Origin of the sequence: Streptomyces sp. NPDC046915 (genome assembly GCF_040644935.1) — a bacterium.
Classification (GTDB): Bacteria; Actinomycetota; Actinomycetes; order Streptomycetales; family Streptomycetaceae; genus Streptomyces.
On record NZ_JBEYXB010000008.1, the window covers coordinates 283,609 to 306,752 of the forward strand.

Consider the following 23,144-nt stretch of genomic DNA (forward strand, 5'->3'; position numbering starts at 1 on the left):
GGTGAAGCCCATGTTCGCCATACGTCTGCACGCCTTCGGACCGGCCGAGAACCTCACCCACGAAGAGATCGACGACCCCGTTCCGGGCCCCGGCCAGGTCCAGATCGCCGTCGCCGCCGCCGGGGTGCACCTGCTCGACACGGCCCTCCGCGAGGGCATCCAGGGCCCCCTGCCCGAACCGCCCGCCCTGCCCACCGTCCCCGGCCGCGAAGTGGCCGGAGTCGTCGACGCCCTCGGCACCGGAACCGGCCCGCACTGGCTCGGCAGGCGCGTGGTCGCCCACCTCGGCTTCGCCCCCGGAGGCTACGCCGAACTCGCCGTCACCGACGCCGGACGGCTCCACGACATCCCGGCCGGGCTGGACTTCGCCCAGGCCGTCGCCATGATCGGCACCGGGCGCACCGCGATGGGAATCCTCCAGTTCACCGAGCTCGGCCCGGACTCCGTCGTCGTGATCCCGGCCGCCGCCGGCGGCATCGGCACCCTCCTCACCCAGCACGCCGTACACAGCGGCGCCACCGTGATCGGACTCGCCGGCGGACCGGAGAAGACGGCACGGGTGAAGACGTACGGCGCCGGCCTCGCCCTCGACTACACCGACCCGGCCTGGCCCGCGAAGGTCCGCGCCCACCTGGGCGGACGCCACGCCACCGTCGTCCTCGACGGCGTCGGCGGCGACATCGCCCGCGAAGCCGTCGCCCTGCTGGGGCCTGGCGGCCGGCACCTCGTCTTCGGCTGGTCCGCCGAAGGCATCCGCGACGGACGCGCCTACCTCGTCGAAGGCGTCTCCGAGCAGGTCCTCGGCCCGGCGATGCTGCGCCGGGCCGGCGGCCCCGACCCCCTCCGCACCCTCGAACTGCGCGCCCTCACCGAAGCCGCCGAGGGCCGCCTCGAACCCGCCGTGACCCGCTTCCCCCTCGCCGAGGCGGCAGCGGCACACCGGGCCCTGCAAACCCGCAAAACAGTCGGAAAGGTGGTATTGGAGCCATGAACAAGCGCCCCACCTCCATGGATGCGACAGATCCCGATAAGTGGTCTCCTGGGCGGGTGAGTGCCACCCAAACGGAGCAAGCCACCCAGAACACCGACCCCCGCCGCTGGTGGGGCCTAGTGATCATCGCACTGGCGCAGCTGATGGTGGTCCTCGACGCCACCATCGTGAACATCGCCCTTCCCTCCGCACAGCACGACCTCGGCATGTCCGACGGCAACCGCCAATGGGTCATCACCGCCTACACGCTGGCCTTCGGCGGTCTCCTGCTGCTCGGCGGCCGGATCGCCGACCTCGTCGGCCGCAAACGCACCTTCGTCACCGGGCTCATCGGCTTCGCCGCCGCCTCCGCACTCGGCGGCGCCGCCACCAGCTCCGGCATGCTCTTCGGCGCCCGCGCCCTCCAGGGCGTCTTCGCCGCCGTACTCGCCCCCTCCGCGCTCAGCCTGCTCACCACCACCTTCACCGACCCCAAGGAACGCGGAAAGGCCTTCGGCATCTACGGCGCCCTCGCCGGCAGTGGCTCCGCGATCGGCTTCATCGTCGGCGGCCTGCTCACCGAGTACCTCAACTGGCGCTGGTGCCTGTACGTCAACGTCCCCATCGCCGTCGTCGCCGTCCTCGGCGCCCTCGCGCTCCTGCACGACCGGCCCGGCCACGCCGGCGCCCGCCTCGACGTACCCGGCGCCCTGCTCGGCTGCGGCGGACTCGTCGCCGTCGTCTACGGATTCAGCGAGGCCGAACCCCGCGGCTGGACCGACCCGCTCGTCCTCGCCCTGTTCGCCGGCGGCCTGCTCCTGCTCATCGCCTTCGTGTGGTGGCAGTCCCGGGCCCCGATGCCCCTGCTCCCCCTGCACATCGTCAAGGACCGCAACCGCGCCGGCTGCTTCCTCACCATGGCCCTCGCCACCATCGGCATGTTCGGCCTGTTCCTGTTCATGACCTACTACCTCCAGGTCATCCTCGGCTACTCGCCGGTCAAGACAGGCCTGGGTTTCCTCCCCCTGACCGCCGCCATCATCATCGGCTCGACCCAGATATCCGCCCGGCTCCTCCAGCGCGTGGCACCCCGCGCCCTCATGGTCCCCGGCATGATCCTCGCCTCCGGCGGCATGCTCGTCCTCACCCGCATGACCGTCCACTCCGACTACACCACCGAGATCCTCCCCGCCCTCCTCCTCATGGGCCTCGGCATGGGCCTGACCTTCATGCCCGTCTTCGCCACCGCGACCGCGGGCGTCGCCCCCCAGGACTCCGGCGTCACCTCCGCCACCGTCAACACCTCCCAGCAGGTCGGCGGCTCCATAGGCACGGCCCTGCTCAACACCGTCGCCACCACCAGCAGCACCGCCTACATCACCGCCCACCTGCACAGCCCCGCCCAGAAGGCCGCGGTGAACGCCGCCGGCATCGTCCACGGCTACACCGTCGCCATCGGCTGGGCCGCCGGCATCATGCTCCTCGCCGGCCTCGTCGCGGGCCTGATGGTGACCGCCAAGGCCCCCGGACACGGAGCCCGGACGGCCAGTCCCGTACCCGAGTCAGTGACCTGACGGCACCCCGCCCAGCGCCGCCAACGCCCCGTCCGTCAACCGGTACACGGTCCACTCGTCCTGCGGACGCGCACCCAGCGACTCGTAGAACCCGATCGCGGGCCGGTTCCAGTCCAGCACCGACCACTCCAGCCGCTCGTAACCCCGCTCCACACAGATACGGGCCAACTCCGTGAGCAGCGCCCTGCCGTGGCCGCCGCCCCGGGCCTCCGGACGGACGTACAGGTCCTCCAGGTAGATGCCGTGCACCCCCCGCCACGTCGAGAAGTTCAGGAACCACAACGCGAACCCGACCGGCTCACCGGTCGAGTCGTCCACGGCCACGTGCGCGTAGGCGGCGGGCCGCGCACCGAACAGCGCCTCCCGCAGCTGCTCGGGGCTCGCCTTCGCCTCGTGCGGGGCCTTCTCGTACTCGGCCAGCTCACGGACCAGGGCGTGGATGACGGGAACATCGGCGGGGGTCGCGGTACGAATCATGGGGCGAGGCTAACCCCCCGGTTCCAGCAGCCGGCGGCCGATCTCCAGCTGCCGCCCCTGAAGCTCCCGCCCGCTCTCCACGTCCCACAGACAGTTCTGAAGCAACCGGCCCAGCGTCCACGCCCGCGCCCGCGCCCGGTCCAGCCCCAGCACCTCCGTCAGCGCGTCGAACCGCCACCGCACCTCGCCCGCGTCGAACCGGTTGACCAGGGCCGGCCACAGCTCGAAACCCGGATCGCCGGACAGCGGCTTGGGATCGATGGCCAGCCAGGGAGCGCGTCCGGCGGCGAGGACGTTCTCGTAGTGCAGGTCCCAGTGGAGAAGACGGTCGCCGGGCTCACCGGCGACCTCACGTACGGCGGCCGCGCAATCGGCGACCAGACGGCGGGCCGCGGAGTCCCGGACGCGGTCCAGCACCGGCGGGGTCCGCTCCAGCATCGCCTGCGCGATGCCGCCGAGGCCGCGCAGGCCCTCCGGCGCCGGGAACGAGGACAGGTGGGCCAGCAGACGGGCGACGACCAGCACGGCCTCACGCGCGTCCGGAAGACGGGACAGCATCCGGGCCGGATCCAGACGCTCCAGCAGCATCGTGCCGGTCGCCGGGTCGTGGGAGAGGAGCCGTACGGCGCCGTCACCGTCCCAGACCCGCAGCGCCACCGGCTCCCCCACGCTCTCCTCATCCGTCAGCTGCAGTTTCAGCACGGCCGGAGTGCCGTCGGCGCGGACCACGACCGGCAGGACCAGGGCACTGACGCCGTACATCGACGGCCCGTCGAGACGAAGCCCCCAACGGTCGAGGAACGCCGCCGCCAGATCCGGCAGCCCCGCCACGAAGGCCCGACCGGCCGCCCCGTTGCACTTCTCCTGCGCCGCCGCCAGCCCGCCCGGAATGTCGATCACCCCTCGGACGTTACTCGTCTGCGTGAATCGGCTCATGCGAAAGAACCGGGGCCCGAGCAGGGTGTGGGCATACGTCCGCAGCGCTCCCGGCACCTATGTATGGCTGCTGATCCTGTTCTCCACGACGTTCGCGCTGCACCACATGTCACCGGAGTTCGAACAGCACTTCCTGCTCCAACGATCGACGAACATCCATGAGCTGTCACAGAACCCGGTACGGGTACTGATCTCCAGCGCGATGTGGATCGACGACGGACACTGGCTGCCGTACCTCATCCTCTTCACCGCCTTCCACGCCCCCGCCGAACGCTGGCTGGGCACCGTCCGCTGGCTCGTGGTGTGCGCGGCCGCACACGTGCTGGCCACACTGATCAGCGAAGGCGCGCTGCTGAAGGCGATCCAGGACGGAATGGCACCGCACTCCGCCGTCAACACCCTCGACGTGGGCGTGAGTTACGCGCTGGCCGGAGTGGCGGGCGTGCTCACGTACAGGATCGCGACACCCTGGCGGTACGCGTACCTGGCGACCGTCCTCGTCCTCTTCGCCATGCCCCTGACCACCGGACCGACGTTCACCGACCTCGGACATTTCGTCTCCGTACTGATCGGGCTGGCCTGCTATCCGCTGGTCAGAGGGCGCGGAAAAGCATGGAATCCGAAGGAGACACTGGCCACCCTCAGGGGTTAACGTCCGCGCATGAGCAGCTCGGCAAGCAATGTCGTGAACGGCGGCGTCTCCTTCTGGTACACGGACGACGGCCTCCCGGCGGTCCGCGAACCGCTGGCCGGCGACGCGACCGCGGACGTCGTGATCGTCGGCGGCGGATACACAGGGCTGTGGACCGCCTACTACCTGAAGAAGGCCGCCCCCTTCCTCCGCATCACCGTCCTCGAACAGAAGTTCTGCGGATACGGCGCCTCCGGACGCAACGGCGGCTGGCTCTACAACGGCATCGCCGGCCGCGACCGCTACGCGAAACTGCACGGCCACGAGGCAGCCGTACGCCTCCAGAAGGCCATGAACGACACCGTCGACGAAGTCATCACCGTCACCGAGACCGAAGACATCGACGCCGACATCCACAAGGGCGGGGTCCTCGAAGTCGCGACCACACCCGCCCAGCTCGCCCGGCTGAAGGCCTTCCACCAGCACGAACTGTCGTACGGCGAGAAGGACCGCGAACTGTACGGCGCCCGCCAGACCGCCGAACGCATCCGCGTCGCCGACGCCGTCGGCTCCACCTGGACACCCCACGGAGCACGACTGCACCCGGTGAAGCTGCTGAAAGGCCTGGCGGCGGCCGTGGAAACGCTCGGCGTGACCATCCACGAGTGCACACCCGTGACGGAGATCCGGCCCAAGCACGCGGTCACCCCGTACGGCACCGTCCGCGCCCCCTACATCCTCCGCTGCACCGAAGGCTTCACCGCCTCCCTCAGAGGCCAGCGGCGCACCTGGCTGCCCATGAACTCCTCGATGATCGCCACCGAACCGCTCACCGGCGAACAGTGGACGGCCATCGGCTGGGACGGCCGCGAAACCCTGGGCGACATGGCACACGCCTACATGTACGCCCAGCGCACCGCCGACGACCGGATCGCCCTCGGCGGACGCGGAGTTCCCTACCGCTTCGGCTCCCGCACCGACAACGACGGCCGCACCCAGGACACCACCATCGAAGCCCTGCGCGACATCCTGGTCCGCTTCTTCCCGGCACTGGCCGGGGTGCACATCGAGCACGCCTGGTCCGGCGTCCTCGGCGTACCACGCGACTGGTGCGCGACCGTCACCCTCGACCGCGCGACCGGGATCGGCTGGGCGGGCGGCTACGTCGGCTCAGGCGTCGCCACCACCAACCTCGCCGCCCGCACCCTCCGGGACCTCGTCCAACAGGACTCGGGCCAGAGCGGCCCGACAGAACTGACGGACCTGCCCTGGGTCAACCACAAGGTCCGCAAATGGGAACCGGAGCCGTTCCGGTGGCTCGGCGTCCAGGGCATGTACGCGACCTACCGCGCCGCGGACCGCCGGGAACAGCTGCGACCGGGGGCCGAGTCGTCGCGGCTGGCGCGGGTGGCTGATCGGGTGGCGGGGCGACACTGAGGCATTCGCGAAAGCGAACCCCATGAATGATGAAGCCCAGGTCGGATGTGCTCCGACCTGGGCTTTCTTGAGCCCCCTGTCGGATTCGAACCGACGACCTACGCATTACAAGTGCGTTGCTCTGGCCAACTGAGCTAAGGAGGCCTGCACGCGCGCCAAGAGCGTGCCCGTGCAGTGTACCCAGGTCCCGACGGCGCCCGGTCGAAAATTTCCGCGAAGTTCACGGGCCCCGAAGTACTGACAGACCAGGTGAACGCCAGGTACCGTCCTGACCCAGTTCACCCTGGTGGACTACACCAGCAACCACCTTCCTACAACGGATCGTCCGGCACGTTCCTGCCGGTAGAAGGGGGCCCATTCACCATGGCCACTGTCTCGTTCGACAAGGCGACCCGGATCTACCCGGGCACCGAGAAGCCCGCCGTCGACCAGCTCGACATCCACATCGAGGACGGTGAGTTCCTCGTTCTGGTCGGCCCGTCGGGTTGCGGGAAGTCCACCTCGCTCCGGATGCTCGCGGGGCTGGAGGACGTCAACGGCGGCGCCATCCGCATCGGTGACCGCGACGTCACGCACCTGCCGCCGAAGGACCGGGACATCGCCATGGTGTTCCAGAACTACGCGCTCTACCCGCACATGACGGTCGCCGACAACATGGGCTTCGCGCTCAAGATCGCGGGCGTCAACAAGGCGGAGATCCGGCAGAAGGTCGAGGAGGCCGCGAAGATCCTCGACCTCACGGACTACCTGGACCGCAAGCCGAAGGCCCTCTCCGGTGGTCAGCGGCAGCGTGTCGCGATGGGCCGCGCGATCGTGCGTGAGCCGCAGGTGTTCCTCATGGACGAGCCGCTGTCCAACCTGGACGCCAAGCTCCGTGTGTCGACGCGTACGCAGATCGCCTCGCTTCAGCGCCGGCTCGGCATCACCACCGTCTACGTCACCCACGACCAGGTCGAGGCCATGACGATGGGCGACCGGGTGGCCGTGCTCAAGGACGGTCTGCTCCAGCAGGTCGACTCGCCGCGCAACATGTACGACCGGCCCGCCAACCTCTTCGTCGCCGGCTTCATCGGCTCCCCGGCGATGAACCTGGTCGAGGTGCCGATCACCGACGGCGGCGTGAAGTTCGGCAACAGCGTCGTCCCCGTCAACCGGGACGCGCTGAAGGCCGCCTCCGACAAGGGGGACCGTACGGTGACGGTCGGTGTCCGTCCCGAGCACTTCGACGTGGTCGAGCACAACGGTGGTGCGGCCTCCGCCCTGTCGAAGGACAGCGACGACGCCCCGGCCGGTCTCGCGGTCTCCGTGAACGTCGTGGAGGAGCTGGGCGCCGACGGTTACGTCTACGGCTCCGCCAAGGTCGGCGACGACCTCAAGGACCTGGTCGTCCGCGTCAGCGGCCGCTCGGTCCCGGAGAAGGGCGCCACGCTGCACGTCGTGCCGCGGCCGGGCGAGATCCACGTGTTCTCGACCTCGACGGGTGAGCGTCTCTCCGACTGAGCAGTCCCCGTCCCGGGTGAACTTCGCCCGGGTTGAGCATGAGGGCCCCGCAGCCTGCTGCGGGGCCCTTTTCGCTGTCGACAGTTGTCGACAAATACCCCGGCAAGAGGGTCATTTCGAGCAGTGTGCGTCAACGCACTACCCGGAAAAGGGGGTTTTACCGTCCCCCGTACCGGTGACTGAATGTCTCCAAAACATTACGGCGCGCTACCCTCACACGCGTGAAGCACTCCACCAACCAACAGATGCGACGCGGCCACCGGGGCGGCCCTGCCCGCCGGATCGGCCGCACCCTCGCCCTCGTCCTGCCCGTCGTCCTGGTGCTCTCCGGGACCCTCGCGGTCACCCGGGTCAACTGGTCGGGGAACCCCTCGAACTCGGTGCTGACCGCCTCGGACGTCTCCGGGACCGGCCGGGCCTCCCGGAATGTCACGCGCGCTCCGCAGGACGTGCTGCGCGACCAGTTGATGGACGAGTTGCAGGAGAGGAACCCGGGCGTCGTCCTGACCCATCTCCAGCAGGCCGTCAACGGGCATCCGTCGCTGGCGAAGCACTGCACCTCGATCGCCCGCGCCCTGGGCCGGGCCGCGGTGCGTGTCTACGGCGCCTCGCGCGCGCAGTCGTACGCCCGTCCGGTGTGCGATACGTCCTTCGCCTCCGGTGTGCTGGCCGCGTCCCGCGGCTGACCCTTCCCGAAGACGCCGCCTGAAAGGTGAGCGGCAGGTAACGGCTGATTGAGGAGCCGGTTGCGTCCGTAAGCCGCGAGTGGGGCGCCGCGTACAGTTCGGGCATGACCGATCCGAACGCCGCGTCGCGCCCCACTCAAGCCGTTGTCCTGGCCGGTGGCCAGGGTTCCCGGCTGCGTCCGTACACCGACGACCGGCCCAAGCCGATGGTCGAGATTCCCGGCACGGGTACTCCGATCATCGGCCATCAGCTGTCCTGGCTCGCCGAGGAGGGCGTGACGGACGTGGTGGTCTCCTGTGGCCACCTCGCCGAGGTTCTGGAGAAGTGGCTGGAGACGGCCGATCTGCCCGTCAACGTCACGACCGTGGTGGAGTCGGAGCCCCTCGGCCGCGGTGGCGGCCTGAAGTACGCGGCCGCCCGTCTCCCGCACCCGGACCGTCCCTGGTACGCCACCAACGGCGACATCTGGACCCGTTTCTCGCTCCGCGACATGGCGGACTTCCACACCGAGCGCGACGCGGTCGCGACCCTCGCGCTGGCCCGGCCGCGCATTCCGTGGGGTGCGGTGAAGACGGACGGCTTTGGACACATCACGGACTTCATCGAGGCTCCGCCGTCGACCTTCGAGATCAACGCGGGTGTCTATGTGTTCTCGCCGGAGTTCGCCGGTCTGCTTCCCGCGCGCGGTGACCATGAGCGCACCACGTTCCCGCATCTGGCGCGTGAGCGCCGGCTGGCGGGTTTCCCGATTCCGCAGGGTGCCTATTGGCGTGCCATCGACACGGCGAAGGACCTGACGGAGGCGGCGAAGGAGCTGGCCGCGCTGGGGCGCTGACCCCGGACCGAGTACGTGCGTGAGTGCGTGACAGGGCCCCGCACCCGGGAGGGTGCGGGGCCCTGTCACTCGTACGCGGCGTGCCGCTAGCCGAGGAGGCCGCCCACCAGGCCCGGCTGGCCCGAGGAGGAGCCGCCGCTGCCGGTGCCGCCCGTGGAGCCGCCGCCGGTCGCGGTGCCGCCGGAGGTCGGTCCCGAGGTGGTGCTGGGGGCCTGCTGGGCCGGGGAGGTGCGCTGCGGTGGTGCCTGGCCCGCGGTGCCCTGGGTCTGGCTGGGGGTGCCGCCGGTGGCGGTGCCGGTGGAGCGGGTGGCGCCGGGGGTGGTGGCGGCGCCGGAGGGGCTGGCGTCGGTGCCGCCGGTGGACGGGGTGGAGGCCGGGGCCTTCCGGTGGGTCCTGCCGGGCTGTTCGGGGAGCGGGGAGCCGGGGAGGTTGTTGCGGGGGGCCTCGCCGGGGCCGGGGACGACCACGCGGTCGGCGTCGCGTACGGCGCCGCCGAGGAGTGAGCCGACGAGGAGGGTGACGCCGACGGTGAGGGCGGTGACGAGGGCGCCGCGGCGCAGGACGTAGCGGCGCAGTTCCCAGATGTCGGAGCGGGGTCCGAGGGTGCGCCAGGCGTTGCCGGCGAGGCGGCCGTCGACGGAGTAGACGGGGGCGCCGGCGATGATCAGGGGTGACCAGGCGGCGAGGTAGATGATGTCGGGGGCGTCGTAGGCGGGGACGGTCTTCCAGGTGACGGTGACGATCAGGGCGGCGGAGAGCATCGCGCCGAGGACGGCGGCCACGCGCTGCCAGCAGCCGAGGATGGTCAGGACACCGACGACGACCTGGAGGAAGGCGATGACGAGGCCGGCGCCGACAGGGTGCTGGAGGGCGAACTGGCGTAGGGGTTCGGCGGCTTCCCAGGGGTGGAGGGTGTTGAGCCACTTGACCATGGAGCCGCGTTTGCCGCCGTCGAAGTAGAGCGGGTCGCAGAGCTTGCCCATGCCGGCGTAGATGGAGATGAAGCCGAGGAAGAGGCGCAGGGGGAGCAGGACGACGCCGAGGTTCATGCGGCGGCCGGGGTAGTAGGCGTGCCGGGCCGGGTCGTCGCTGTGGCGTTTGGCGTGGGGGTCGGCCGGGTCGTCGTCGTAATCGCCGTCGTATTCGGCGTCGTACGCGGCGTCGTCCCGGTCCGTGTAGAGGTCGTAGGGGTGGGCGGGCGGGTCGTAGGCGCTGCCGGCGGTGCGCATGGGGGGCAGGAGGCGGGTCTCTCCTGCGGCGGGGGCGCGCTGGTGGCCGACGACGGGGGTTTCGACGGTCTGCTCGAGCCCGTCGTACACGTCGTCGTATCCGGCGGGGTAGCCGGCGGGATAGCCGTCGTGGTCGCCGACCCGGGGGATGACCTGGGTGGCTCCGGCGTCGGCGACGGCTTCGTCGGCGTGGCGGACGCTGCCGCCCCGCACGGCCTGGAGCAGCCGGTGGGCGCCGGTGTCGTCGGGGGCGGAGCGGCCGCTCCAGACGACGGGGCGGCGGCGGGCGGCACCCGCGGCGGGGATGCGGGCGCTGTCCGCGGTGGCGCTCGGGTACCGGGCGATCCGTTGGGATTGGGTTCGCCGGGTCGAGGCGCCCAGCTGCACGCGGAAGCTCGCGTGATTGACGATGACCTGCGCCGGATCGCTCGGCACCTTCACCATGCTCAGCGCGGGAGCGTCGTCGTATCCCGACGAGCGGTCCCCCGTGGGTGTGCGGGGTGTTCTGGTGTCCACACTCATCTAACCGAGTGACGTGGTGTTAGGACACTGCTTTGACCGCCCGGATGTGTCCGGACCCCGTCAATCTCGTGCGTGTCGCCGGGTTTGACCCGCACGAGTGACCCCGGGTACGTCTGTTCAGCCGCGTCGGCGTGCCGCCTCGTACAGCACGATGCCCGCCGCGACGCCCGCGTTGAGCGATTCGGCGCCGCCCGGCATCGGGATGCGGACGCGGAAGTCGCAGGTTTCGCCGACCAGCCGGGACAGGCCCTTGCCCTCGCTGCCGACGACGATGGCGACCGGTCCGCCGAGGGCTTCGAGCTCACCGAGTTCGACGTCGCCGTCGGCGGCGAGGCCGACGACCACGATGCCGGCCTTCTTGTAGGCCTCCAGGGCGCGGGTGAGGTTGGTGGCGCGGGCCACGGGCGTACGGGCCGCGGTGCCGGCGGAGGTCTTCCAGGCGCCGGCGGTCATGCCGGCGGCGCGCCGTTCGGGTACGACGACGCCGTGGCCGCCGAAGGCGGAGACGGAGCGGACGACGGCGCCGAGGTTGCGCGGGTCGGTGACCCCGTCGAGGGCGACGATGAGGGGGTCCTCGCCCTCGTCGTAGGCGGCGGCGGCGAGGTCCTCCGGGTGGGCGTACTCGTAGGGCGGGACCTGGAGGACGAGGCCCTGGTGGTTGAGCCCGTTCGTCATCCGGTCGAGCTCGGGGCGGGGGGCCTCCATGAGGTTGATGCCGCCGCGCTCGGCCACGAGTTGCAGTGCCTCGCGCACCCGCTCGTCGTTGTCGATGAACTGCTGGACGTAGAGGGTGGAGGCGGGTACGCCCTCGCGCAGGGCCTCGACGACGGGGTTGCGGCCCACGACCAGTTCGGAGGTGGACTTGCCGCCGCGACCGCGGGCGGTGGGGCGGCGGACGGCCTGCTTCGCCTTGGCGTTGGCGACGCGGTTCTTCTTGTGGCCCTTGCGCATCTCGGCGGGCGGCGTCGGGCCCTTGCCTTCGAGGCCCTTGCGCCGCTGGCCGCCACTGCCGACCTGCGCGCCCTTCTTGCCGGACATGCGGCGGTTGTTAGCGGCCATGACCTACCTGTCTGTGTGAAGCGTGCGTATGTACGTATAGGCAGTGTGCCGCCCGGGGAGCCGGGCGGCACAATCGATCAAGAAACCGATCCGGAAATCGATCGGCAGCTCGATCGGAAATTCGATCGTCGGGATCAACGCGGGCCGAGGCTCCAGCGGGGGCCCTGGGGGCTGTCCTCGATGGTGAGGCCGGACTGGTTGAGCTGGTCGCGGATGGCGTCCGCGGTGGCCCAGTCCTTGCGGGAACGGGCGGCCTCGCGCTGGTCGAGGACCATGCGGACGAGGCTGTCGACGACTCCGTGGAGGTCTTCGCCGCGGTCGCCGTCGTCACCGGCCCAGTGCTCGTCGAGCGGGTCGAGGCCGAGGACGCCGAGCATGGCGCGTACTTCGGCGAGCCGGGCGACGGCGGCATCCTTGTCGTCGGCGGCGAGGGCGGAGTTGCCCTGCCGGACGGTGGTGTGCACGACGGCGAGGGCCTGGGGGACACCGAGGTCGTCGTCCATGGCCTCGGCGAAGGCGGGCGGTACCTCGGCGGAGGGCTCGACGACTCCCCCGGCCTTCTCCACCACGCGCTGTACGAAGCCCTCGATCCGCGCGAACGCGGACTCGGCATCGCGCAGGGCCTCCTTGCTGTACTCGATCATCGACCGGTAGTGCGGGGTGCCGAGGTAGTAGCGCAGGACGATGGGGCGCCACTGCTTGACCATCTCGGAGACCAGCACCGAGTTGCCGAGCGACTTCGACATCTTGTCGCCGGCCATGGTCACCCAGGCGTTGTGCACCCAGTACTTGGCGAAGTCGTCGCCGATGGCCTTGGCCTGGGCGATCTCGTTCTCGTGGTGCGGGAAGATCAGGTCGAGGCCGCCGCCGTGGATGTCGAAGGCGCTGCCCAGGTACTTGTGGGCCATGGCCGAGCATTCCAGGTGCCAGCCGGGGCGGCCGGGGCCCCACGGCGTCGGCCAGGTGGGCTCGCCGGGCTTGGCGGTCTTCCACATGGCGAAGTCGCGGGGGTCGCGCTTGCCGGTCTCGCCCTCGCCCGAGGGCTGGAGCAGGTTGTCCAGCTCCTGCCGGGACAGCTCCAGGTAGCCGGGGAAGGAGCGCACGTCGAAGTAGACGTTGCCGTCGGCCTCGTAGGCGTGTCCGCGCTCGATGAGCGTCCGCATCATCTCGACCATCTCGGTGACATGGCCGGTGGCGCGCGGTTCGTACGTCGGCGGGAGGCAGCCGAGGGCGGTGTAACCGTCGTTGAAGGCGCGCTCGTTCTCGTACCCGATCGCCCACCAGGGCCGGTTCTGCTCGTGGGCCTTGGTGATGATCTTGTCGTCGATGTCGGTGACGTTGCGGATGAACGTGACCTCGTAGCCGCGGTACTCGAACCAGCGGCGCATGATGTCGAAGTTCAGGCCGGACCGGATGTGCCCGATGTGCGGCGGGGCCTGCACGGTGGCGCCGCACAGGTAGATCGAGACGCAGCCCGGCTTGAGCGGGGTGAAGTCACGGATCTGCCGGGCGCTGGTGTCGTACAGGCGAATCGTCACGCGTCCAGGGTAGTGGGCGCGGGGCAGTGCCTTGCGACCCTTCTACCGAAGGGCCATGTATTCGTGACACAGCGGGCGCCGGCTCGGCCGGCTCACAGACTCCCCACGACCTTCCGCGGGCGGATCCGTACGACCAGCCGTTCCGCGTCCTGCGCCGACGCCGGGTTGAACTCCGCGTACGGCTTTCCGGTGTACTTCAGGCTCAGCTCGTCGATGAGTGCCTGGCCACCCTGGGTGGTCGTCTCGGCGGTGCCGCGGATCTCGGCGTACTCGTACGGGGACTCGGGGTCCTGGACGACGACGTCGGCCCGGGGGTCGCGGCCGAGGTTCTTCGCCTTGCGGCGGTCGACGGTGGTGGAGATCAGGATGTCGTCGCCGTCCCGCTTGGCCCATACAGGGGAGAGCTGGGGGCTGCCGTCGGGCTGGACGGTGCCGAGGACGACGAAGACCGGGCCGTCGAGCAGGGCTTTGAGGCGGTCGGACAGAGCGGTGGGCATGGGGTACCTCCGGGACCTGGGTCACTGGTCGCTTCGCGGGTACCCTCACACGCTCTCAGCTCACCCGCACCACGAGCGCCGTCGCCACGGCCATCAGACCCTCGTCGCGACCGGGGAAACCGAGCCCGTCGGTGGTGGCCCCGGAGACGGAGACGGGGGCTCCGGCTGCCTCGGAGAGGATCTTCTGGGCCTCGTCGCGACGCTTGCCGATCTTCGGGCGGGGTCCGACCACCTGTACGGCGATGTTGCCGATCCGGAAGCCGGCCTCGCGGACGATACGGGCGGCCTCGGCCAGCAGGGTGGTGCCGGAGGCGCCGGACCACTCGGGGCGGCCGGTGCCGAAGTGCTGCCCGAGGTCACCGAGGCCGGCGGCCGAGAAGAGGGCGTTGCAGGCGGCGTGCGCGACGACGTCGGCGTCGGAGTGTCCGGCGAGGCCGGGTCCTTCGCCCTCCCACCTCAGTCCGGCGCACCACAGTTCGCGGCCGTCCTCGAAGGCGTGGATGTCGGTGCCGATGCCGACCTGGGGCAGCACCGGCGGCGTCTCGGAAGCCGGCGTCTCGGAAGCAGGCGTCTCAGAAGCCATCGTTGAGCCTCCTGCGGGCGAGGACCGCCTCGGCGAGGACGAGGTCGAGCGGGCGGGTGACCTTGAAGGCCTCCTCGTGGCCGGGGACGGTCACGACCCGCAGGCCGAGCTGTTCCACCATGCTCGCGTCGTCGGTGACGTCGTCGGTGACGCTCTCGTGGGCGCGTACGAGGGTGTCGCGGTCGAATCCCTGGGGGGTCTGCACGGCGCGCAGCCGGGCCCGCTCGGGCGTGGCGACGACCGGCTCCGGCTCACCGGGGACGGCGGCCGGTTCGACCTCCTTGACGGTGTCGGCGAGGGGCAGCGCGGGGACGACGGCCGGCGCGCCGTCGCGTACCGCCTCGATGACGGCGTCGACGGTGTCCACCGGGACGAGGGGGCGGGCGGCGTCGTGCACCAGCACGACGCCGTGCTCGGGCGGGAGCGCCTCCAGGCCGAGCCTGACCGATTCCTGGCGGGTCTCACCGCCGGGGACGACCAGGAAGTCCGTCCGCTCGGGCAGCGCGTGCGCGTCGAGGAGGGACTTGACCTCGGCGGTGCCGTCGGGCGGCGCCACGACGATCACCAGGGTGACGGCGCGGGAGGCGGCCATCGCGCGGACCGCGTGGATGAGCATGGGTGTGCCGCCCAGCGCGCGGAGCGCCTTGGGGGCGCCCGGACCAAGTCGTACGCCCCGGCCGGCGGCCGGAATGACGGCGGCGACGGGCGCCGGCGCGGGCGAAGGGCGCGAATCGTCAGACATCGGTTCCTGTCAGGTTTGTGTGCGCGGCCTGCGTGGGTATGGCCTCAGCGTGCCACTGGGCGCGCGTCTTGACCGGACCCTTCCGTGACACCGGTCGAGTCGGCTGCCCGGGCGCGGCACGATGAGTATCGGGGCTTCCCCGGTGACAACGGCATCAGTGATCGCAGCAGTCGTGTACGAGTCCGTGCGGTCCTGCACGAGTCGCGTAGCCGCGTAGGGCGAGTCGTACGGGTTGTACGAGTCGTGTACGGCGGCGGTACGACGGCTGCGTTCGCATGCACATGAACATGCCGCAGCGCCCGGCGACAGGTGGTGTGTCATCGGGCACCGCGGCATTTCACTGCGATGAACGTGCCGAACGGGGAGGGCCTGTCGGAGGCCGGACCGTCAGGACGCGAGGACTTCGTCGAGCAGCGCCTCGGCCTTGTCCTCGTTGGTGTTCTCCGCGAGGGCGAGCTCGCTCACCAGAATCTGGCGGGCCTTGGCGAGCATGCGCTTCTCACCGGCGGAGAGTCCACGCTCGCGCTCGCGACGCCACAGGTCACGCACTACCTCCGCGACCTTGATGACATCGCCGGAGGCGAGCTTCTCCAGATTTGCCTTGTAACGACGAGACCAGTTCGTGGGCTCCTCGGCATACGGTGCGCGCAGCACCTCGAAGACCCGGTCCAGCCCGTCCTGACCGACCACATCACGCACGCCGACGAACTCCGCATTGTCCGCTGGCACACGCACTGTCAGGTCACCCTGGGCGACCTTCAGCACCAAGTAGGTCTTGTCCACGCCTTTGATCTGACGAGTTTCGATGGCCTCGATCAGCGCGGCCCCGTGATGGGGATAGACCACGGTGTCGCCAACCTTGAACGTCATGTGACAGGTACCCCTTCCGTGGCTATCCAGGGTAACACGGATACGGCGTCTTCTGAATGGCGTTTTCGCAGGTCAGGGCATATCTCAGGGCTTGACAACAGCGACAGGAACGTGCTTCGGGAGGTGTGCGGAAGCAGGTATTCGCAGGTCGGAGCGGCTGTCCGGGCGAGGCGAAACGCGTACGTTACACACATCCGGAGGCCTCCCCAAGGGGTTGAACATCCCCATTTGTCCGGTTCCAAGTGTGCGACTTACGCTACTCCGTTCGGTGTCCGGAGCCGGATACGAGACGAATCCGGAATTGATCACGAAGGGGTTGCGATCAGTCGGCCGATCGGCGTACTCATCAGTACGTGATCAATGCGTGATCAATTTCCGGGTGGCCGTGCATTCCTTCACCGAAGATTTGCTACCCGCGTTATGTGAATGCCGGACGAGGACCCGGCCAATGCGGATCGGGAGTCACTCGAGGGGCGCGGGGTACCCCCTGCTGGAGGGAAGCACGGGCGTTGGGGGAGGGTCGGGTGCGGCCGGTCGGGAACGGCTCGGTAACCTGAGGCCGCTGACAGACACTTAGGGCGGCTTTATAAGGAGGTCGCCCCTGCGTTCAAGGAGTTGCCGCCGCCGTGAGCAGCAGCATTCGACGCGGCGCCCTCGCCGCCTCCGCCATCGTCTTCTCGATCGCCTCGCTCGCCGCCTGTGGCGCCGGCAACGACCCCCAGACCCTGGAGATCAAGCCGGACAACGCGGCCACCTCCGTGGGCTCCATCAAGATCCAGAACGTCACGGTCATCACCCAGCCCGACATGCAGTCGACGGGCCCCGCCGTGGTCTCCGCCACCATCTTCAACGGCGACACCCTGCACTCCCAGACCCTCGACTCGATCACCGTCCCCGGCACCGGCAAGACCGCCAAACTCAGCCCCGCCAAGGGCAAGGACCTGACCGTCCCGGCCGGCGGCTCGCTGATCCTCGGCGGCAAGGGCAACGCCTCCGCCGTGCTGGACAACACCAGCGAGGCGCTCCAGGACGGCAACGCCCAGAAGATCACCTTCACCTTCAGCAAGACCGGTGACGTGAGCCTGCGCGCCTTCGTCTTCCCGGCCAGGAGCTACTTCAGCTCGTGGGGCCCGAGCGAGATCCCGACGGCGGCGGCCTCCGGCTCGCCCGCCGCCGGTGCGACGGCGAGCGACAACTCCAAGCCGTCGAAGCCCGCGAAGTCGTCGAAGGGCAAGACCTCCCCCTCCCCGACCGACACCGCGACCGGCGGCGCCACCCCGAGCGACTCCGCGTCGGCATCGGCCACGGCCCACTGAGCGACACGCCCGAAGGGCGGCACCCCTCCCGGGGTGCCGCCCTTCAGTCATCTCGCATGTCGCGGGACGGCTCTTCACACGCCGACCGGTCCGATCAGGGCTCGAACTTGTAGCCGAGTCCGCGCACCGTCACCAGATAGCGCAGCGCACCCGGGTCCGGCTCGAGCACCATCCCCCACGCACCCCTCGCACCGCTCCGCGGGCTTCGGGCCGCTGCGCCGGACGCCGTCCGGCGGACAGGGCCGACGCCCATCCACCGAACGGACGCCGACCGGTCCGATCAGGGCTCGAACTTGTAGCCGAGTCCGCGCACCGTCACCAGATAGCGCGGCGCACCCGGGTCCGGCTCGAGCACCATCCCCCACGCACCCCTCGCACCGCTCCGCGGGCTTCGGGCCGCTGCGCCGGACGCCGTCCGGCGGACAGGGCCGACGCCCATCCACCGAACGGACGCCGACCGGTCCGATCAGGGCTCGAACTTGTAGCCGAGTCCGCGCACCGTCACCAGATAGCGCGGCGCTCCCGGGTCCGGCTCGATCTTTGCGCGCAGGCGCTTGACGTGGACGTCCAGGGTCTTGGTGTCGCCGACGTAGTCGGCGCCCCAGACGCGGTCGATGAGCTGCATGCGGGTGAGGACGCGGCCGGCGTTGCGCAGGAGCATCTCGAGCAGGTCGAACTCCTTCAGCGGAAGGTCGACCTTGGAACCGGACACCGTCACCACGTGGCGGTCGACGTCCATCCGGACCGGGCCGGCCTCCAGCGCGGCCGGGGTGACCTCCTCCGGCTCGCCGCGCCGGCGCAGCACCGCGCGGATGCGGGCGACCAGCTCCCGCGAGGAGAAGGGCTTGGTGACGTAGTCGTCGGCTCCTATTTCCAGGCCGACGACCTTGTCGATCTCGCTGTCCTTGGCGGTCACCATGATCACCGGGACGTTGGAGCGGCCGCGCAGCTGGCGGCACACCTCCGTACCGGGCAGCCCCGGCAGCATCAGGTCGAGGAGGACGAGGTCGGCGCCGTTGCGCTCGAACTCGTCGAGTCCGTCGGGGCCGGTGGCCGCCACGGCCACCTCGAAGCCCTCCTTGCGGAGCATGTACGACAGGGCGTCGGAGAAGGACTCCTCGTCCTCGACGACGAGCACTCGGGTCACGGAAGGACCTCCGGGGCGGGAAGCGTTTCGTACGCAGCGGTTGAGTCGGGCGATGTGGGGGACGGCCCGGCCTCTTCGTCGAGGTCGGGGTGCTGCTGGGCGCGGTCGCGGGCCACACCGGCCTCCGGCAGCCGCAGGGTGAAGGTGGAGCCCTGGCCTTCGGCGCTCCACACCGTGACCTCCCCGCCGTGCGAGGCGACCACGTGCTTGACGATGGCCAGACCCAGGCCGGTGCCGCCGGTGGCCCGGGAGCGGGCCGGGTCGACCCGGTAGAAGCGCTCGAAGATGCGCTCCTTGTCCTTGTCCGTGATGCCGATGCCCTGGTCGGTGACGGCGAGCTCGATCATGTCGCCACCGGGCGCGCTGATCCGGCGGGCGGCTATGCCCACGCGGGTGCGGGCCGGGGAGTAGTTGACGGCGTTCTCGACGAGGTTGCCCAGGGCGGCGGCGAGCTGCCCCCGGTTCCCCCAGACATGCAGGTCGGCCGCGCCGCCCGCCCGTCGGCCGCCACCACCCTGATCGAGCCCTTCGGGCGCCCATACATTCGAGGCCATCGTGATCTGTTTGGTGCCGGCCTGGTGGCGGCAGCGGTCGACGGCCTCGGCGACGAGTTCGTCGACGCGGACGGGTTCGGCGTCCTCCAGGGGGTCGTCGTTCTGGACCCGCGAGAGGTCGATGAGTTCCTGGACCAGGTTGGTCAGGCGGGTGGCCTCGATCTGCATGCGGCCGGCGAAGCGCTCTACCGCCTCCGGGTCGTCGGAGGCGTCCATGACGGCCTCGGACAGGAGGGACAGCGCGCCCACCGGGGTCTTGAGCTCGTGGCTGACGTTGGCGACGAAGTCGCGTCGTACGGCCTCGATGCGGCGGGCCTCGGTGAGGTCCTCGACGAGCAGCAGCACCAGCCGGGAGCCCAGCGGCGCGACCCGTGCGGAGACGGCCAGGGCCTCCCCGCGTCCGGTGCCACGCCGCGGCAGGTCGAGCTCGACCTGCCGTATCTCGCCGTCGCGTCTGGTGTCCCGGGTCATCTGGAGCATGGGCTCGACGGCGAGCTTGCCGCCGCGCACCAGCCCGAGGGCGTACGCGGCGGAGCTGGCCTTGACGACGGCGTCGGCCTCGTCGAGCACGACGGCCGACGAGCGGAGCACGGAGAGGACCGTGTCCACTCCGGGCGGGAGTACGGGATCGGTGTGCAAGGAAGTCCTGGTCGGTCGCTTTTGGTCGCGTTCGCTCCAGCGGAACGCCAGCATGGCGATGACACCGGTGAGCACCCCGGCGATCGCTGCCGCTGCGGCGACCGCCGCGTTCACGTCCATGCTTCAAGGTTAGGCATGGGATACCTCCTGGCCACAGCCGTGGGCGTGCGACCTCGAACACTCGTCGCCCAGAGTTCACCTTGGAGCCAGTATTGGTTCATTTGGGGTGGCAGAAACGGACGCGTACGAGCCAGAACGTGGGAGCGTGGGGTTCGCACCGCCCCGAAGCACACGTACGAGAGGGAACCCTGATGCGGGACGCGTACCACGAGGAACTTGACTCGATCGGCGACGGTCTGGTGGAGATGGCCCGGCTGGTCGGGTCGGCGATCGGACGCGCCACGACGGCCATCCTCGACGCCGATCTCAAGCTGGCCGAAAGTGTCATCGAGGCCGACCAGAAGGTCGACGAGCTCCAGCACGACCTGGAGGCCCGGGCCATAGCCCTGCTGGCCCGCCAGCAGCCGGTGGCGACGGATCTGCGGATCGTCGTCACGTCCCTGCGCATGTCGGCGGACCTGGAGCGTTCCGGCGACCTCGCCCAGCACGTGGCGAAGCTCGCGCGCCTGCGCTTCCCCGAGCGGGCGGTCCCCCAGGACCTGCACGCCACCATCCTGGAGATGGGCCAGCTCGCCCAGCGCCTGATGGCGAAGGCGGCCGAGGTCATCGTGACGAAGGACGTCGACCTCGCCCTCCAGCTGGAGCAGGACGACGACGAGATGGACCTGCTGCACCGCACCCTCTTCCAGCACCTGATCGACGAGCGCTGGAAGCACGGCATCGAGACGGCCGTGGACGTCACCCTCCTCGGCCGCTACTACGAGCGCTACGCCGACCACGCGGTCGCGGTCGCCAAGCGCGTCGTCTACCTGGTGACCGGCGAACACGCCGACGACCTCCAGACGGACATCCAGCCGGTGACGGGGGTGGAGGGAGCGTAGCCCTGCGGGGCGCGGGCGGGGGGTCGTGGCCGGCGCCCGGGGCTTCGGGGCTGGCGCCCTCCTCTTCCTCTTCAGGGCTGGCGCCCTGGGGCCGGATGGGCTGGCACCCCGGGAGTGGACGGGCTGGCGCCCTGGGCTTCAGGGCCGGCACCCCGGGACCTCGGCGGGCTTACGCCCTGGGCCTCAGGGTTGGTACCCCGGGAGCGGACGGGCTGGCGCCCCGGGGCTAGATGGCTCGCGCCATGCGGCTCCAGGGCTTGCGGCCTGCGGCCCCCGTGCTTGCGACTGTGGCTCCAGGTTCACGACCTGGCTCACGGCCTGCGGCCCCGGCCCGAAGCCCCACAGGCCCGCACCCCACCGCCCCACCGACCGACCACCCGACGCCCCACAGGCTCAAGGGTCGCCGACCGGGGGGCTCGAAGGCTGGTGGTCGGGGCGTGGGGGCGCCACTGTGCGCCGTTGATGCGCCTGCCGGGGTGGGCATGAAATGGGCAAAGGCACCAGGCCCTATCCACTGGGAGGAACCATGGCCGAATCCCCCAGCACCACGCCCGACCCCACACAGCAGCACGACACCGAGCAGCCCGCCGACCTCAGGAGCCTCCCGCTCATCGCTTCCTGCGGCTGCGGCTCGGGGTGTGGCTGCGGGTGCCAGTCTGGCGGCCCGTGCCAGTGTGGTTGACGGCACCTTCCGACAGAGACCTCGAGGGCCCCGGTGATCAGTCGATGATCGCCGGGGCCCTCGAACGTGCACCGCGGCAAGGCTTCCCGGAGTCGCCCCCGCCCGGTCGCGGGCGCAGCATGGAAGGCGGAGCGGAAAGGACGCGAGGAGGTGTGAGGCCATGCCCCAGTTCATGGACGTCCACCACGGGATGAACGGCATCACCGCCGATCAGCTGCGGCAGGCGCACAGGGCCGACCTGGCCATCGAGGGCGAGGAGAACGTCCACTTCGAGAAGGCCTGGGCGGACCCGGAGTCCGGCACCGTCTACTGCCTCTCCGAGGCGCCCTCGGCCGAAGCGATCCAGCGCGTTCACGAACGGGCGGGGCATCGGGCGGACGAGGTGCATCCCGTGCCGTTGACGGCCTGACGATCACACCGGAAGGGGACTGTACGGAGCCCTGGCCGCCGTGCCTGAGCGCGGCGGCCAGGGCTCCGGTGGCTCGCAGCGGCATGCTTGCGGCAGCATGCTCGCGGCAGCAAGGGTTCCTCCTCAGGCCTTGCCCATGCTCTGCGCCTCCGCCTCGGCGATCGTCTCGGCCTCGGCCTCGGCGAGCGCGAGGGCGAGACCGAACGCCTCGGCCATGTGGCCGGCGGCGGACATGACGCGGGCCGTGCCCACCACGGGGGCGATGGCGACGAGGACGTCCTGCAACTGTTCGGCGGTCAGGTTCGCGTCGGCCGCGGCACCGGCGTGAGCGAGGTAGGAGATCGGCGGCGCGTCCACGGCGACGAGCGCGGCGATACGGGTCAGGATGAGCGTGCCCTCGTCCAGGCCACACCGTTCGATCGAGTCGATCGTCATGGCGGTGAGCGTGTCCAGGACAGGAGCGTCCGATGCGGTGGCCATTTCTCGACCGCCTTTCCCTCGGGTGGAGCCGATACTTCGGAAGGTACGAGCCCGCGGAGCGTCCGGGCTCACCCTCCCCGGGTGACCCGCACACCGCAGGCATCCGTGAAGATCAGACGAGGCGTGCGAAACGGTCATGGTGTGGCTCCGCCCACGCGTACCGGCGGGGGTCGGCCGATGACCTTCAACCGGTCTGACCTGGGGGCAGAGCCGACTCATAGGTTTAGGATCAGTAAAGAGGCTTCCTCTTGGCGACCCCTTGTTGAATCCTTAAGGTTCACAAATGAGGATAGCTTGTGAAGATCGGCGATTCTCTGACGCGCACTCAGACAGCGGGTGCCCACCGTTCGTCGAACGTGCGGTGGACGAGGCAGAGCGCCGGCTGCGACCCGACGGGGTTTCAGCAACACCGCCCGGCAACGCCGTCCATGTGGCACTCGACGCCGTGACCGTCTGATTCAGGAACAGGCGGCCGCACTTCAGGGGCGTCGAGGCGCAGGGATCAGGTGGAACGTTTCTTCACGACGACCTCACCAAGCGCAGCAACCGGCACCGCGGCCGCCTGCTTCAGGACGGGCGGCCGCACTTCAGGGGTGCCGTTCGCCGGTCCGGCATGCCCGCGAACCGGTTCGAAGAGGGGGATCACCATGCGCATCCGCGCACTCAGGCAGAGCCGCGTCGGCTCGCCGATCGCTTTCGACGCCACTGAGGCCGCGTCAGGCCGTAGGCGGTTAGAGCGCGTTCACCAGCGGTGATGCGCCGGTGTGGCGTTCGACACACCGAGGATCCGGACGCCTGCCGGTGCCACGCCCCGCGCCGGCCGCGCAGC

The 23,144-nt window shown here is 70.2% G+C and carries 23 protein-coding genes, 1 tRNA gene and 2 pseudogenes; 10 read left to right on the forward strand and 16 right to left on the reverse strand.

Features of this window, described 5'->3' with window-relative positions; genetic code table 11:
- Positions 1–10 precede the first annotated feature (10 nt).
- Together ABZ915_RS22535 and ABZ915_RS22540 are read left to right on the forward strand one after the other, a co-directional pair.
- The gene (locus ABZ915_RS22535) at positions 11–991 is read left to right on the forward strand and encodes a zinc-binding dehydrogenase (RefSeq protein WP_361805803.1); all 981 of its coding nucleotides are present in this window, start codon (positions 11–13) and stop codon (positions 989–991) included.
- A gap of 56 nt (positions 992–1,047) precedes the next feature.
- Positions 1,048–2,544: an MFS transporter gene (locus ABZ915_RS22540; RefSeq protein ID WP_361805806.1), complete on the forward strand. Its 1,497-nt coding sequence runs from the start codon at positions 1,048–1,050 to the stop codon at positions 2,542–2,544.
- On the opposite strand, the gene ABZ915_RS22545 is transcribed toward ABZ915_RS22540, so the two are convergent.
- Together ABZ915_RS22545 and ABZ915_RS22550 are read right to left on the reverse strand one after the other, a co-directional pair.
- Positions 2,533–3,021 carry a GNAT family N-acetyltransferase gene (locus tag ABZ915_RS22545; protein ID WP_361805809.1) on the reverse strand — a complete coding sequence of 163 codons (489 nt, stop codon included), beginning with the start codon at positions 3,019–3,021 and terminating at the stop codon, positions 2,533–2,535. The two genes, ABZ915_RS22540 and ABZ915_RS22545, sit on opposite strands and share 12 nt — an antisense overlap.
- A gap of 9 nt (positions 3,022–3,030) precedes the next feature.
- Positions 3,031–3,957: an aminoglycoside phosphotransferase family protein gene (locus tag ABZ915_RS22550; RefSeq protein WP_361805812.1), complete on the reverse strand. Its 927-nt coding sequence runs from the start codon at positions 3,955–3,957 to the stop codon at positions 3,031–3,033.
- On the opposite strand from ABZ915_RS22550, the gene ABZ915_RS22555 reads away from it, so the two are divergent.
- Positions 3,956–4,609 carry a rhomboid-like protein gene (locus tag ABZ915_RS22555; RefSeq protein WP_361805815.1) on the forward strand — a complete coding sequence of 218 codons (654 nt, stop codon included), beginning with the start codon at positions 3,956–3,958 and terminating at the stop codon, positions 4,607–4,609. The two genes, ABZ915_RS22550 and ABZ915_RS22555, sit on opposite strands and share 2 nt — an antisense overlap.
- Before the next feature lie 9 nt (positions 4,610–4,618).
- Complete coding sequence (locus ABZ915_RS22560) at positions 4,619–6,025, forward strand: FAD-binding oxidoreductase (RefSeq protein ID WP_361805818.1); 1,407 nt, start codon at positions 4,619–4,621, stop codon at positions 6,023–6,025.
- Positions 6,026–6,095: 70 nt separating this feature from the next.
- On the opposite strand, the gene ABZ915_RS22565 is transcribed toward ABZ915_RS22560, so the two are convergent.
- Positions 6,096–6,169, reverse strand: a tRNA-Thr gene (locus ABZ915_RS22565).
- A 219-nt stretch (positions 6,170–6,388) separates the two neighbouring features.
- On the opposite strand from ABZ915_RS22565, the gene ugpC reads away from it, so the two are divergent.
- From ugpC to ABZ915_RS22580, 3 genes are all read left to right on the forward strand, one after another.
- Positions 6,389–7,525, forward strand: a complete 1,137-nt coding sequence (gene ugpC / locus ABZ915_RS22570; protein WP_361805821.1) for a sn-glycerol-3-phosphate ABC transporter ATP-binding protein UgpC — start codon at positions 6,389–6,391, stop codon at positions 7,523–7,525.
- 221 nt (positions 7,526–7,746) lie between these two features.
- Positions 7,747–8,211, forward strand: coding sequence for a hypothetical protein (locus ABZ915_RS22575; RefSeq protein WP_361805824.1), 465 nt, complete (start codon positions 7,747–7,749; stop codon positions 8,209–8,211).
- A gap of 104 nt (positions 8,212–8,315) precedes the next feature.
- Entirely contained in the window at positions 8,316–9,047 is a 732-nt protein-coding gene (locus ABZ915_RS22580; RefSeq protein WP_361805826.1) for a nucleotidyltransferase family protein, read from the forward strand.
- An 86-nt stretch (positions 9,048–9,133) separates the two neighbouring features.
- On the opposite strand, the gene ABZ915_RS22585 is transcribed toward ABZ915_RS22580, so the two are convergent.
- The 7 genes from ABZ915_RS22585 to ABZ915_RS22615 form a co-directional block, all read right to left on the reverse strand.
- Complete coding sequence (locus ABZ915_RS22585) at positions 9,134–10,798, reverse strand: DoxX family membrane protein (protein ID WP_361805829.1); 1,665 nt, start codon at positions 10,796–10,798, stop codon at positions 9,134–9,136.
- A 117-nt stretch (positions 10,799–10,915) separates the two neighbouring features.
- Positions 10,916–11,857 (reverse strand): 23S rRNA (guanosine(2251)-2'-O)-methyltransferase RlmB, encoded by a 942-nt coding sequence (gene rlmB / locus ABZ915_RS22590; protein WP_361805832.1) that lies wholly within the window; start codon positions 11,855–11,857, stop codon positions 10,916–10,918.
- Positions 11,858–11,991: 134 nt separating this feature from the next.
- Positions 11,992–13,395, reverse strand: a complete 1,404-nt coding sequence (cysS, locus tag ABZ915_RS22595; protein WP_361805835.1) for a cysteine--tRNA ligase — start codon at positions 13,393–13,395, stop codon at positions 11,992–11,994.
- 92 nt (positions 13,396–13,487) lie between these two features.
- Positions 13,488–13,892, reverse strand: coding sequence for a PPOX class F420-dependent oxidoreductase (locus ABZ915_RS22600; protein ID WP_361805838.1), 405 nt, complete (start codon positions 13,890–13,892; stop codon positions 13,488–13,490).
- 55 nt (positions 13,893–13,947) lie between these two features.
- Positions 13,948–14,475: a 2-C-methyl-D-erythritol 2,4-cyclodiphosphate synthase gene (gene ispF, locus ABZ915_RS22605; protein WP_361805841.1), complete on the reverse strand. Its 528-nt coding sequence runs from the start codon at positions 14,473–14,475 to the stop codon at positions 13,948–13,950.
- Positions 14,465–15,217 carry a 2-C-methyl-D-erythritol 4-phosphate cytidylyltransferase gene (gene ispD / locus ABZ915_RS22610; RefSeq protein WP_361805844.1) on the reverse strand — a complete coding sequence of 251 codons (753 nt, stop codon included), beginning with the start codon at positions 15,215–15,217 and terminating at the stop codon, positions 14,465–14,467. The genes ispF and ispD overlap by 11 nt, the downstream gene beginning before the upstream one ends.
- A 387-nt stretch (positions 15,218–15,604) precedes the next feature.
- Positions 15,605–16,087, reverse strand: a complete 483-nt coding sequence (locus ABZ915_RS22615) for a CarD family transcriptional regulator (RefSeq protein WP_003953493.1) — start codon at positions 16,085–16,087, stop codon at positions 15,605–15,607.
- A gap of 626 nt (positions 16,088–16,713) precedes the next feature.
- Between ABZ915_RS22615 and ABZ915_RS22620 the strand changes: the two genes are divergently transcribed.
- Positions 16,714–17,403: a DUF461 domain-containing protein gene (locus tag ABZ915_RS22620; protein WP_361805847.1), complete on the forward strand. Its 690-nt coding sequence runs from the start codon at positions 16,714–16,716 to the stop codon at positions 17,401–17,403.
- A gap of 94 nt (positions 17,404–17,497) precedes the next feature.
- Here ABZ915_RS22620 and ABZ915_RS22625 read toward each other — a convergent pair.
- From ABZ915_RS22625 to ABZ915_RS22640, 4 genes and pseudogenes are all read right to left on the reverse strand, one after another.
- Positions 17,498–17,569, reverse strand: a pseudogene (locus ABZ915_RS22625) (DNA-binding response regulator); the annotation flags it as partial.
- Between the two features lie 114 nt (positions 17,570–17,683).
- A pseudogene (locus tag ABZ915_RS22630) lies at positions 17,684–17,755 on the reverse strand (DNA-binding response regulator); the annotation flags it as partial.
- 114 nt (positions 17,756–17,869) lie between these two features.
- The gene (locus tag ABZ915_RS22635) at positions 17,870–18,550 is read right to left on the reverse strand and encodes a response regulator transcription factor (protein WP_010358452.1); all 681 of its coding nucleotides are present in this window, start codon (positions 18,548–18,550) and stop codon (positions 17,870–17,872) included.
- Entirely contained in the window at positions 18,547–19,863 is a 1,317-nt protein-coding gene (locus ABZ915_RS22640; protein ID WP_361805850.1) for an ATP-binding protein, read from the reverse strand. The genes ABZ915_RS22635 and ABZ915_RS22640 overlap by 4 nt, the downstream gene beginning before the upstream one ends.
- 191 nt (positions 19,864–20,054) lie before the next feature.
- On the opposite strand from ABZ915_RS22640, the gene phoU reads away from it, so the two are divergent.
- Together phoU and ABZ915_RS22650 are read left to right on the forward strand one after the other, a co-directional pair.
- Positions 20,055–20,744, forward strand: a complete 690-nt coding sequence (gene phoU, locus ABZ915_RS22645) for a phosphate signaling complex protein PhoU (protein WP_361805853.1) — start codon at positions 20,055–20,057, stop codon at positions 20,742–20,744.
- An 842-nt stretch (positions 20,745–21,586) separates the two neighbouring features.
- A complete protein-coding gene (locus ABZ915_RS22650) occupies positions 21,587–21,835 on the forward strand; it encodes an SCO4226 family nickel-binding protein (RefSeq protein WP_361805856.1) in 249 nt (82 codons plus the stop codon).
- Positions 21,836–21,958: 123 nt separating this feature from the next.
- On the opposite strand, the gene ABZ915_RS22655 is transcribed toward ABZ915_RS22650, so the two are convergent.
- Together ABZ915_RS22655 and ABZ915_RS22660 are read right to left on the reverse strand one after the other, a co-directional pair.
- Complete coding sequence (locus ABZ915_RS22655) at positions 21,959–22,315, reverse strand: carboxymuconolactone decarboxylase family protein (protein ID WP_361805859.1); 357 nt, start codon at positions 22,313–22,315, stop codon at positions 21,959–21,961.
- Positions 22,316–22,817: 502 nt separating this feature from the next.
- Positions 22,818–23,021, reverse strand: coding sequence for a hypothetical protein (locus ABZ915_RS22660; RefSeq protein ID WP_361805862.1), 204 nt, complete (start codon positions 23,019–23,021; stop codon positions 22,818–22,820).
- Positions 23,022–23,144 lie beyond the last annotated feature (123 nt).